This is a genomic window from Peribacillus sp. YIM B13482, assembly GCF_042787975.1.
Taxonomy (GTDB): domain Bacteria; phylum Bacillota; class Bacilli; order Bacillales; family DSM-1321; genus Peribacillus; species Peribacillus simplex_A.
Map to the genome: position 1 here is coordinate 38,952 of NZ_JBHZPF010000036.1, position 11,680 is coordinate 50,631.

The 11,680-nt window shown below is 42.4% G+C and carries 10 protein-coding genes and 1 other annotated feature; of the genes, 5 read left to right on the plus strand and 5 right to left on the minus strand.

Annotated features, from left to right (window positions below):
* Positions 1 to 478: 478 nt before the first annotated feature.
* Entirely contained in the window at positions 479 to 997 is a 519-nt protein-coding gene (locus tag ACFX4L_RS16855) for a gamma carbonic anhydrase (protein ID WP_061466260.1), read from the minus strand.
* A gap of 210 nt (positions 998 to 1,207) precedes the next feature.
* On the opposite strand from ACFX4L_RS16855, the gene ACFX4L_RS16860 reads away from it, so the two are divergent.
* Positions 1,208 to 2,011, plus strand: a complete 804-nt coding sequence (locus ACFX4L_RS16860) for an alpha/beta hydrolase (RefSeq protein WP_061465309.1) — start codon at positions 1,208 to 1,210, stop codon at positions 2,009 to 2,011.
* A 74-nt stretch (positions 2,012 to 2,085) separates the two neighbouring features.
* On the opposite strand, the gene ACFX4L_RS16865 is transcribed toward ACFX4L_RS16860, so the two are convergent.
* The 4 genes from ACFX4L_RS16865 to mnmL form a co-directional block, all read right to left on the minus strand.
* Positions 2,086 to 2,268, minus strand: a complete 183-nt coding sequence (locus ACFX4L_RS16865) for a hypothetical protein (RefSeq protein WP_377386795.1) — start codon at positions 2,266 to 2,268, stop codon at positions 2,086 to 2,088.
* A 15-nt stretch (positions 2,269 to 2,283) separates the two neighbouring features.
* Entirely contained in the window at positions 2,284 to 2,481 is a 198-nt protein-coding gene (locus ACFX4L_RS16870) for a hypothetical protein (protein WP_377386798.1), read from the minus strand.
* Between the two features lie 152 nt (positions 2,482 to 2,633).
* Positions 2,634 to 3,206, minus strand: a complete 573-nt coding sequence (gene mnmM / locus ACFX4L_RS16875; protein WP_377386801.1) for a tRNA 5-(aminomethyl)-2-thiouridylate-methyltransferase MnmM — start codon at positions 3,204 to 3,206, stop codon at positions 2,634 to 2,636.
* Entirely contained in the window at positions 3,196 to 4,164 is a 969-nt protein-coding gene (gene mnmL, locus ACFX4L_RS16880) for a tRNA modification radical SAM protein MnmL/YtqA (protein ID WP_284469443.1), read from the minus strand. The genes mnmM and mnmL overlap by 11 nt, the downstream gene beginning before the upstream one ends.
* Positions 4,165 to 4,335: 171 nt before the next feature.
* Between mnmL and ACFX4L_RS16885 the strand changes: the two genes are divergently transcribed.
* The 4 genes from ACFX4L_RS16885 to ACFX4L_RS16900 all read left to right on the plus strand — a co-directional run bounded on the left by ACFX4L_RS16885 (position 4,336) and on the right by ACFX4L_RS16900 (position 11,562).
* Positions 4,336 to 4,842 (plus strand): SMI1/KNR4 family protein, encoded by a 507-nt coding sequence (locus ACFX4L_RS16885; protein ID WP_061465305.1) that lies wholly within the window; start codon positions 4,336 to 4,338, stop codon positions 4,840 to 4,842.
* A 95-nt stretch (positions 4,843 to 4,937) separates the two neighbouring features.
* Positions 4,938 to 5,201, plus strand: coding sequence for a DUF2524 family protein (locus ACFX4L_RS16890; protein WP_061465304.1), 264 nt, complete (start codon positions 4,938 to 4,940; stop codon positions 5,199 to 5,201).
* A 153-nt stretch (positions 5,202 to 5,354) separates the two neighbouring features.
* Positions 5,355 to 5,590, plus strand: a binding site (T-box leader).
* 54 nt (positions 5,591 to 5,644) lie between these two features.
* A complete protein-coding gene (leuS, locus tag ACFX4L_RS16895) occupies positions 5,645 to 8,059 on the plus strand; it encodes a leucine--tRNA ligase (protein ID WP_289319484.1) in 2,415 nt (804 codons plus the stop codon).
* Between the two features lie 338 nt (positions 8,060 to 8,397).
* Entirely contained in the window at positions 8,398 to 11,562 is a 3,165-nt protein-coding gene (locus tag ACFX4L_RS16900; protein WP_377405701.1) for a S8 family peptidase, read from the plus strand.
* Positions 11,563 to 11,680 lie beyond the last annotated feature (118 nt).

Genomic DNA, 11,680 nt, shown 5'->3' on the forward strand with positions numbered 1-11,680 from the left:
TTTTATTGACTTATTTTGCCGTCAGAGGGAATAATTCAAGAAATCCCATAGAAATCCACTCACGTGCATATACCCGTGAGATTAGTGCGAATACTCGTGAGATTGGTGCGTATACCCGTGAGATTGTTGCGAATACTCGTGAGTTTGGTGCATAAACTCATGGATTGGTGCGAATACTCGTGAGTTTGGCTCGTTTACTCGTGAGTTTAGTGCGAATACTCGTGAGATTGGGCGTTTACTCGTGAGTTTAGTGCGAATACTCGTGAGTTTGGGCGTTTACTCGTGAGATTAGTGCGAATACTCGTGAGTTTGGTGCATATACTCGTGAGTTTAGTGCGAATACTCGTGAGATTGGCTCGTTTACTCGTGAGTTTAGTGCGAATACTCGTGAGTTTGGTTCATTTACTCGTGAATTTGGCTCATATACTCGTGAGTTCGTAAGTTTGGTGCGTACCTATAAGTTCCCGCTATATTCAGTTTATTTTATACGTTCTGCCGTTTTGTAGTATTGCCCTTTTTCAGCATATTCGCGTACGATACGTTCCATATCCTGACGGTCTTCTTCGTTGATTTCACGAATGACCTTAGCTGGGCGTCCGAATGCCAACATGTTCGGTGGAATGACTTTGCCTTGGGGAACGAGACTGCCTGCACCTATAAAAGCCCCTTCGCCGATTTCCGCTGCATCAAGCACAATCGAGCCCATGCCGATCAAAGCTCCTTTTCGGATTTTACAGCTATGTAAAATGACCTGATGGCCAATGGTTACTTCATCCTCGATGATCAATGGATTATTTGGGCTTTGGTGCAGAACGCTGTTATCCTGTATACTGACTTTGTTCCCAATGATGGTTGGGGATACATCGCCGCGTATGACGGAATTGAACCAAATTGACGATTCTTCACCAATTTTCACATCACCTGTCACGACAGCGTTTTCAGCAATATAAGCGCTTTCAGCGATATCAGGTTCTTTACCTTTAAACGGATAAATAATCATTTTCAATCATTTCCTTTCCGAAGTGAATGTTTTTATGTATTATTTTAATATACCGTATGCAAATACACTTGGCTATTTATAATATAAATGTACAACTTGTTAGGTTTCTTTTTTGGCGAAAATCACGAATATGGTTATAATTTATATATATTATTTTAACTATCATGGATCGTATACAACAAGTGAAAAGTGAAAGGGGGATTTCGAATGTGGAAATGGGAGACAGAAGGAGACGCAAAAGGCGTAATTGTCATCATTCATGGGGCGATGGAACATCACGGCCGTTATAAGTGGTTAACACAAATGTGGCTTTCAGCTGGATACCATGTCGTCATGGGCGACCTTCCTGGGCAGGGTATGACAACTCGCGCCTACCGGGGACATATCGATTCCTTTGATGAATATTTAGACGAAGTGAAAAGCTGGATAGAAGAGGCTTACGAATATTCGTTGCCGGTCTTTTTACTTGGACATAGCATGGGCGGTTTGATTTCGATACGCCTTCTTCAGGAAGAGGAATGGGACATTGCAGGGGTGATTCTTTCTTCTCCATGTTTAGGCCTCGTGACGAAGCCGCGGAAGTTCCTGACAACCATCTCCCATGGTTTGAACATCATGATGCCTCAGTTAAGAGTAGATTCCGGATTGACACCTGAAATGGCGACGAGAAGTGCGGAAATTCGTGAATCCGATAGAAACGATACATTATATATCACGAAGGTTTCGATTCGCTGGTATCGCGAGCTTGCACAGGCGATGAAGGATGCTTTTGAAGAGATTCCCGAATTTCAGGATGTGCCGCTTTTGGTCATGCAGGGCGGAGATGACCGAATCGTGAATAAGAAGGCGGTTCGTGAGTGGTTTAATTATAACCTGGCCAGTGAAAAGCAATATAAGGAATGGCCGAAGCTTTATCATGAAATCTTCAACGAACCGGAGCGTGATGATGTATTCCAATATGCGCTGAGTTTTGTTGAAAATCGTCTAAAGATATTAGGGTATGTCGTTTGATCGGTAAATCCTGCGGAATAATTGAAAAAGCTGCTGAAGTGAGACATTCAGCAGCTTTTTTTATTTGAAATGGATCAACCTGCTTTTGTAAGTAATTCGTACGATTTGATGACCGGTGCCCAAAAAGTAACCGGATACATAAATTGGCTCAAATGTGTTAGTTCATTTTTATTGGATAAGGCGGTGGATAGGAGATAGATGGATTTAAAGCTCAAGTCATTAGCGAATAAATCTAAAAGCGTCGCTTTCATATTCATGATTTCTTCATGGTTTTATGTGGAAATCACTAAATCGAGCTGTGGCAGGAACTTATCAAAATGATTTTCAAATTGTTTGAGGTCTTCCATGTTTTTTTGTTTTTCTGTCAATGAATTAAGCGATCTGACAAAATTCCCGTACTCTTCACTCGAATCCCTTTTGATTCTTTCTGTCAATATATCGGTCAGTAATGAAATAGGCAACTGTTCCATTTTTTCTACACCTTCTTATCTATTTTCTTTAATTATAATTATTATAGACGAAAAATTCAAAAAGTTATGATTGGAAATTTGCTGCCGATCATTTGAGCCATTTCCTTCTAATGAAAAAACACCGTTCCGGGAAAGAACGGTGTCAGGAGCGATCATCTCTTTTCAATCGCTACAATGAATGGCGGATTGTTGGCTTGGTTGATGAAGCCGTATTTCAGGATATGCGCTTTTTGTTGAGGGAAGTCCTGTACATAATCCATCAATGCATCCCGTTCAGCCGATCCTCCTGGATGTCCATGGTAAATGACGAGGATGATGATGCCTTCAGGTGCAAGCATCTCGAACAGCTGTTCAATAGCTGATATCGTCGTATCTGCTTGGGTGATGATTGATTTGTCACTGCCAGGAAGGTAGCCTAGGTTGAATATGGCACCTGTGATCTTTCCGGAATGTTCTTTTCTGATGTATTTACTGAGTTGTTCATGCCCATCGTGAATGAGGGTGCAGTGTTCCTGTAAATTCTCGGACATCAGTTTGGCCGCTGTGATTTGGAGTGCTTCTTTCTGAATGTCAAAACTATAGACATGTCCGTTTTCTCCGGTTAGTCCTGCCAGGAAGACAGTATCAAAACCGTTGCCCATCGTGCCATCAATGGTAATATCCCCGGGCTGGACCGCTTTTTCAAGCAGGATCCTGGCGAATGGCAAAATTCGGTCAAGCTTCATCTGATTGTACCTCCGTCTGATGATTTTTCCCCTGCCAGCTGTTGCGGCGTTGCAATTCGGCATCAATGGCATTCAAAACATCCCATTTATTGACGCTCCACATTGGCCCGATCATCAAATCGATTGGGCCGTCTCCCGTTATGCGGTGAACGATCATTTCCGGAGGGATTATTTCCAGTTGATCACATACCAGGCTGACATAATCGTCACGGTCAAGGAATTCAAGCAGGCCTTTTTCATATTGTTTGACCATAGGGGTCCCTTTTAATAGATGAAGTAAATGGATCTTTATGCCCTGCACATCAAGTTTGGCGACTTCCCGGGCTGTTTCCATCATCATGTCGTAATCTTCCTGAGGAAGGCCATTGATGATATGGGAGCATACGCGGATGCCGTGTTTGCGCAGTTTATCGACCCCTTCTTTGTAGCAATCGAAGTCATGGGCACGGTTGATCATCGTCGCGGTCTTTTCATGAACCGTTTGAAGACCAAGTTCAACCCATAGATAAGTGCGTTCGTTCAATTCTGCTAAATACTCGACTACATCATCTGGAAGGCAATCCGGACGCGTTGCAATGGAGAGTCCGACGACACCTTCCTGGGTCAATACACTTTCATATTTCTCGCGAAGCTCTGCCACGGGTGCATGCGTATTCGTGAACGCTTGGAAATAGGCCATATACTTACCGTCTTTCCATTTATGATGCATACGTTCGCTGATTTGCTTGAACTGGACGTCGAGCGGTTCGACCCTGCTGCCCGCAAAGTCACCCGAGCCTGAGGCACTGCAGAAGGTACAGCCTCCATGTGCGACTGTCCCATCACGGTTCGGACAGTCAAAACCGCCATCAAGGGCAACTTTAAAAACCTTATGTCCAAAATGATTTCTCAAGTGGTAATTCCATGTATGATATCGTTTGTTATCCGTTGCATATATAAACGGGTTTGCTTGATTCAAATCAGCAACCTCCTAAGTAAAAAATAAAGCGCAACATATATTATACAACATTCGGGCAGCTAGGTCTTTTTTTGAAAAATAAGCGTATACTGTATACTTGAAGGCTAAACAATTAGCTGCTTTTTCTAGTATCTCTAGTGAATGACTATATCCAATCGGGAGCTGATGGACATGACCGGTCAAGTTGAAGAAGCGATTAATCAAATGAAAAAGAAATTAGCCGAAAATAATCAGGTGATTGAAGTAAATGAGGATGGGTTCATATACAAAGCCACTTGCACCTTCAATTCACCTGCTTCGGATGAACAAATTCATTCCTTTGAAAAGAAAACCGGATTGCTTCTGCCCGATGATTATAAAGAGTTTTTGAAAATAACGAATGGATGCCGTCTGTTCGATAGCGTAGAATCTGGTCAGGGAAATGATTTGTATAGCCTGGATGATATTGTTAATTACACATATGAAAGTTCTTACGAAGGATGCTTTAAAGTGGCCTGCATTTATCAAGATAATATCGTGATCGATGGGGAGGCCGTCGCAAAAGGTGATAAGGATTATTTAATGGTAAAAGGCCATATCGATGATTTTGAAGAAGGCGAGAAACTCCATATGGGCTTTGCCGAATGGATTGAGCGGTTCATTTCCCATCAAGGGGAGAAGTTTTGGGATAAAGGATGATTCCTCAAAAAAAATGATAATCCGCTCGTTATTTGCTCAAACTAAACAAGATGATACTGAGTCATCCAAATGAGACGCGAAGGAGAGGGTTTGAAATGGCAACCAGACAATCCGTCGATCATTTTTTAGAGCAATGTGAAGGGGCTCTCCATTTTGCAGAGTTTGAATTTAACGAGGCCTCTCGGCAGGAGCATTATGATGATGAACAATTTCAAAATTCGCAAAGGTATATCGAAGAGGCTTTGACTGATATGGAACGATTGTATGCCAGTTCGAATGCCCAGCAACGGGATATGCTTTCGCGGATGCGGCAGCAATTGAATGAATTGAAAAATGAAATGATATTACTGCGACATTAAAGGAGCAAGGGAGCTATGGATGCATAGCTCCCTTTTTTTGCGCGTTTTTCCTTGAATTCGCATATATAATGAAAAACCTGTCGATAATGTTTATGTACGGCTATTGCAATTATCGGTAAAATTGACTAGAATGTAATATAATCAAATATTCTCATAAAGACTATGATGAGGAACAGTAGCGATTTTATTTCAGTAAAGAGAGTTGACGGGTGGTGCAAGTCAACCTGGGATGGTCGTGAACTCGCCTTGGAGTTCCAGGTGTGAAGGTAAAAAGTAATGCCTGGCGTTTTAATCCATGTTACGGATGATGTTTTAAGCTGGGCGGATTTTAGCTATCGCCAATGTGGGTGGTACCGCGGGAAGATATACATAATCCTCTCGTCCCTATTTTGGGATGAGGGGTTTTTTATTGTTTTTTTATACGGAAATTAGGAGGAAATAATATGAGTTTTGACCATAGAAGCATAGAAACGAAATGGCAGCAGTATTGGGAAGGCAACAAGACATTCAAAACGGGTGAAGAAAGCGGCAAACGCAAATTCTACGCGCTGGATATGTTCCCATATCCTTCAGGGGCCGGTCTTCATGTGGGTCACCCGGAAGGTTATACGGCAAGCGACATCCTGGCACGGATGAAACGGGCGCAGGGGTATAATGTTTTGCATCCGATCGGCTGGGACGCTTTTGGACTTCCGGCAGAGCAATATGCGATCGATACGGGAAATGATCCAGCTGAATTCACGGAGCACAACATCAACACGTTCCGCCGCCAAATCAAAGCCCTTGGTTTTTCTTATGACTGGGATCGTGAAATTAACACGACAGACCCTGACTATTACAAATGGACGCAATGGATCTTCTTGAAATTATATGAAAAGGGCCTTGCATATATTGATGAAGTGGCCGTTAACTGGTGTCCAGCCCTTGGCACGGTATTGGCGAACGAAGAAGTCATCGATGGAAAAAGTGAGCGTGGGGGCCATCCGGTTGAGCGCCGCCCGATGAAACAGTGGATGCTTCGAATCACGGCTTATGCAGACCGCTTAATCGACGATTTGAATGATGTCGATTGGCCGGAAAACATCAAGGATATGCAACGTAACTGGATTGGCCGTTCCGAGGGCGCGGAGGTTACATTCAATATCGATGGCTTTGATGATACATTCACGGTGTTCACGACTCGTCCAGATACGTTATTCGGTGCAACATATGCCGTATTGGCACCTGAACATCCATTTGTCGATAAAATTACGACGGCTGATCAAAGGAAAGCGGTTGACGCATATTTAGATGAAGTGAAACATAAAAGCGACCTGGAAAGAACAGACTTGGCAAAGGATAAGTCAGGCGTGTTTACGGGGGCTTATGCCATTAATCCGGTAAACGGCGAAAAAATGCCGATTTGGATTGCTGATTACGTGTTGATCAGCTACGGAACAGGTGCGATCATGGCCGTTCCTGCACATGATGAGCGTGATTATGAATTTGCAGTCAAGTTCGAATTGCCGATCAAGGAAGTCGTAGCTGGCGGAGATGTGACAAGTGAAGCATATACAGGCGATGGACTTCATGTGAATTCGGAATTCCTTGATGGCTTGAATAAAGAAGAAGGCATTTCAACCATGATCAAATGGCTGGAAGAAAAAGAAATCGGTACGAAGAAAATAACATACCGTCTTCGCGACTGGTTATTCAGCCGTCAGCGTTACTGGGGTGAACCGATTCCAATCATACATTGGGAAGACGGCACGATGTCTGCAGTGAAGGAAGAAGAACTTCCATTGATTTTACCGAAAGCGACAGACATCAAGCCTTCAGGTACAGGCGAATCACCTCTTGCAAACATTACGGAATGGGTGAACGTAACGGATGAAAACGGACGAAAAGGGCGCCGTGAGACAAACACCATGCCACAATGGGCAGGCAGCAGCTGGTACTTCCTTCGTTATATCGATCCGGACAACAAGGAGGCACTTGCAGATCCTGAAAAATTAAAAGAATGGATGCCGGTCGACATTTATATTGGCGGCGCTGAGCATGCGGTGCTTCACTTGCTTTACGCCCGTTTCTGGCATAAATTCCTGTACGATATCGGTGTCGTGCCAACGAAGGAACCTTTCCAAAACCTATTTAACCAAGGAATGATCCTTGGCGAGAATAATGAAAAAATGAGTAAATCCAAAGGGAATGTCGTGAACCCGGATGATATCGTTGAAAGCCATGGTGCCGATACACTTCGAATGTACGAAATGTTCATGGGACCATTGGATGCTTCGATTGCCTGGTCTACAAACGGATTGGACGGCTCCCGCAGATTCCTTGACCGTATCTGGCGTTTATTGGTCAACGAAGACAATACGATCACAGATAAGGTGACCGAAACGGATGACACGGGCAAGCTTGAAAAAGTCTATCATCAAACGGTTAAAAAAGTGACCGAGAACTATGAAGAATTGAAATTCAATACGGCGATTTCACAATTGATGGTATTCATTAATGATGCCTATAAAGCGGATTCGCTTCCTAAGGTATATATCGAAGGCTTCGTCAAATTGCTTGCACCAGTTGCACCGCATATCGCCGAGGAGCTTTGGTCTAAACTAGGTCACTCCGAGAGCATCACATACGGAACATGGCCTGCGTTCGACGAAGCGAAGTTAGTGGATAACGAAGTCGAAATCGTCATCCAAATCAATGGAAAAGTTAAAGCGAAATTAATGGTGCCGACTGACACTACAAAAGAAAAACTGGAAGAAATTGCGATGGGGGATAACTCCATCAAAGAACAAATCGATGGGAAAACCATCCGCAAAGTTATTGCCGTACCAGGCAAATTAGTCAATATCGTCGCAAACTAACTAAATCGATTGAGGGCTGTTCCGCATGTTTTAATGCTGGGACAGCTTTTTTTTGCGTGGGCATCGGCTGAACATAGGAATTAGGTCATGGTTAGGATTTCCCCCGATTTAAATCTATTTGCGATGAGTCTATCAAATTTTGGAATCAACAAGCGGTAGTAATGCATTGGAACCTAAATATCTTGCTTAATTGGTACATGAGAATCATTTTTCGGCTTGAAGGCCCAATATATCAAGTATTTGCCATAAAAAAGGTAAAAAATTGGTTGATAAAATTTTACAGTGTGATAGTTTGGTATAGTACTGTAATTTTTTAACCAATTATTGGAGGGGAAACTGTGAAATTTAAGAATGTGAGTCGATTTACGGCGTTTGTACTTATTTTTGCACTGATTATCAGCTTGATGGTTCCACTAAATTCTCAAGCTGCAACTGCAACACCTATTGAAAATGTAAAAACGATTAAAAATGGGGACACTTTAGACGGGAAGTTTGATAAACCGGATGTTAAATGGTATCAAATCACCCCTACAAAAGAAGAAATACAAAAATTCTCCCATATTGAGTTCGAAGTCAATTCGGACAAAATCTTGAATATTTCCGTATATCAAAATAAAGAAAAAGCAGAAAAAGATGAGAGCAATTATTTTGTCTCTTCTTATCCTGATGAAAAAGCTGTAGTCGATTTCCCGTATGCTTGGGAAGGCACGTATTATGTTAAAGTTGAATATTTCGGCGAAACGGATGATGAGGGAAATCCCATCCCCGATGCTAAAAATGAAGCTGAATACTCCATCAATGCCCATTCAGTGACATTGCCGCCATCTTCTGGGGACGAAGAGGAACTCGAAGCATGCCCGGTTGAACTGAGTGTAAACGATAAGAAAACGGGAGAATCCATGTTGAAAACACTCCGCGTGTTTAGAGATGAAGTTCTCACGAAGTCATCTGAGGGACGCTCCCTTTCCTCTTTATACTATAAGGCTTCCCCGTTTCTGGCCCTTCATCTGGCTGGAAATAAAAAGGCCAGGGAAGCGGTCTATAACCACTTAGTCGTCATTAAGCCGCTTATTGAGGATCTTACTGAAAATGGAGCAAGCAGTACGGCAGTCATTAGTAATAAGCAGCAAGAAGCGATTAAAGCATTATTCAATAAGGCGGCAAGTGTCGCTCCAGCTGGATTGAAAAAGGATATGAACAGCATTGCAAAGAAAATCAATCTTGATAAGCTTGCAGGTGAGAGAATCGTTGATATCGCAAGCAAAGCAGGAATCAAACTTCCGGCTTCGAAAAATATAAAGAACAAATATATCGTCAAACTTAAACCAGGGAAGTCATTAAGCGCTGTCCAATCCAAGGTAAGCGGAAAAGGATATGGAACATTATCGGCACCTAAGCGCCAAGAGGTTCTGTATGATGATATGTACGTTGTAGAGTTAAAGAATCAAGCTAATATGAGTACAGCAGCTTTATCCAGTATCGAAAAACTTCCAGAAGTGGAATATATCGAACCGGTAAAAACGTACAAAGCACTTTCAGCCGACATTCAATCACCGTATCAATGGTCATTAAATAACGCCGGTGGCGAAGAGGGCATAAAGGGAGCGGACATCGATAACGAAAAACTGCAAAGCCTAATTAAAAAACGTAATTTAAAAGATACATTGGTAGCGGTTATCGACACGGGTGTCGATAATTCACTGGCGGATTTGAAAGATACAGTTCGCATGGACTTAGGCAAGAACTTCATTGATAAGAATGAAAAGGCAATCGATGACCATGGCCATGGTACACATGTATCCGGAATTATCGCTGCCAAAGCGGATAATGGATATTCGATGCAGGGAATCAATCCAGTAGCTAAAATCATGCCTGTGAAGGTCTTGGATTCTTCAGGAGCTGGAGACAATGAGAAAGTTGCACTAGGCATTAAATATGCCGTGGATCATGGAGCAAAGGTCATAAACCTTAGCTTGGGCGGAGAATATAGCAGGACGATTGAATATGCCTTGAAACATGCAGCTGCCAAGAATGTAATGGTTGTCGTAGCAAGCGGTAATGATGGGACGGAAGGTCTTTCTTATCCTGCATCATCAAAATACGCGATATCTGTCGGTGCAACCAATGCCCTTGATTTAGTATCCGATTATTCCAATTATGGCGCGAAATTGGACATGGTCGCTCCAGGGACAGGAATTCCAAGCCTTGTACTAAATGGGAATGTTACCTACATGGATGGTACATCAATGGCAACTCCTCATGTTGCGGCAGCTACAGCCTTGTTATTGTCCGGAAATCCTGGGCTGAAAGTGAATGAAGTAAGGGAAATCCTTCATGAGACATCGGAATATGTTGCTTTTGAAGAAGAAGATAATGTAGACCCTTATGAGGACTATGAACCAGAAGATGGAGAAATCATAATACCAGAAGAAGAACTGCCTGTCGGAAAAGATTTAGTCTCTGGGTATGGAAGGCTGAATGCGTACAGTGCACTTAGTACAGTGGATTTACAAGCAAAAGTCAACCTTGTAATGGATACGCAAACAAAACTGACTGGTTCAGCTAAAAAAGGTTCGGTAATCGAAGTGAAAAACGGGAAGAAATCCCTCGGTAAAGGAACGGCGGCAGCTAACGGAACGTTCACCGTTACTATTCCGGTCCAAAAAGCTGAGCAGCAGCTTACTGTGAATATCTCTGATTCTTCCAAACTAGCAGTATCTTCAATCAAAGTATTCGTGAATAAGGGTGCAACCCCTAACAAGCCAACTGTTAAAGCCCTAAGTGACAAAGATACGTATGTAACGGGTCAATCACAAGCGGACATGAAAATCACGATCAAAAATAACGCAAAAAAAGTGATTGGTTCAGGTAACACGGACAGCAAAGGGAATTTCAAAGTGAAAATCAGCAAGCAAAAGGCTGGCACTAAACTTTCAGTCACAGCTACAGACTTAGCAAAACGTGAAAGCAAGGCGGCATCCGTGACTGTTATCGATAAAACAGCTCCAGGTGCGCCAAAAGTGAATGAAGTAAGCGATAAAGCTACCTTAGTAACTGGTAAAGCGGAAATCGGTTCAATCGTAACCGTGAAGTACAACAATAAAAACATCGGAACGGCAACAGCTGATAAAAAGGGGAACTTCTCCATTAAAATCAGCAAGAAAAAAGCAGGGTCCTTATTATATGCCTCTGCAAAAGACAAAGCTGGCAATACAGGAAAAGCAGCAAAAGTAACGGTTAAAGATAAAACAGCTCCAGGCGCACCGAAAGTGAATGAAGTAAACGACAAAGCAACAAAAGTAACAGGTAAAGCGGAAATCGGTTCAACCGTAACCGTGAAGTACAATGATAAAAACATCGGAACGGCAAAATCTGATAAAAATGGAAAATTCTCTGTTAAAATCAGCAAGAAAAAAGCAGGTTCTGCATTATACGTCTCAGCAAAAGATAAAGCTGGCAATACAGGAAAAGCAGCAAAAGTAACAGTTAAAAAATCTAAATAATAATTAGAGGTGAAGGCCGTTTAACTTACATGTTAAACGGCCTCAGACTGTAGACAAACTCGATGAAAATCGAGTTTGTCTATTTTTTATGAGTTGTACAATTTGGCCGTTGATTTTC

Bases quoted from the DNA above. Each gene is read 5' to 3' on its own strand.
- ACFX4L_RS16870 (WP_377386798.1), bottom strand. From the start codon at position 2,481: ATGGAACAGTTGCCTATTTCATTACTGACCGATATATTGACAGAAAGA.
- ACFX4L_RS16890 (WP_061465304.1), top strand. From the start codon at position 4,938: ATGGCAACCAGACAATCCGTCGATCATTTTTTAGAGCAATGTGAAGGG.
- mnmM (WP_377386801.1), bottom strand. From the start codon at position 3,206: ATGAAGCTTGACCGAATTTTGCCATTCGCCAGGATCCTGCTTGAAAAA.
- ACFX4L_RS16865 (WP_377386795.1), bottom strand. From the start codon at position 2,268: ATGAATATGAAAGCGACGCTTTTAGATTTATTCGCTAATGACTTGAGC.
- ACFX4L_RS16860 (WP_061465309.1), top strand. From the start codon at position 1,208: ATGTGGAAATGGGAGACAGAAGGAGACGCAAAAGGCGTAATTGTCATC.
- leuS (WP_289319484.1), top strand. From the start codon at position 5,645: ATGAGTTTTGACCATAGAAGCATAGAAACGAAATGGCAGCAGTATTGG.
- ACFX4L_RS16885 (WP_061465305.1), top strand. From the start codon at position 4,336: ATGACCGGTCAAGTTGAAGAAGCGATTAATCAAATGAAAAAGAAATTA.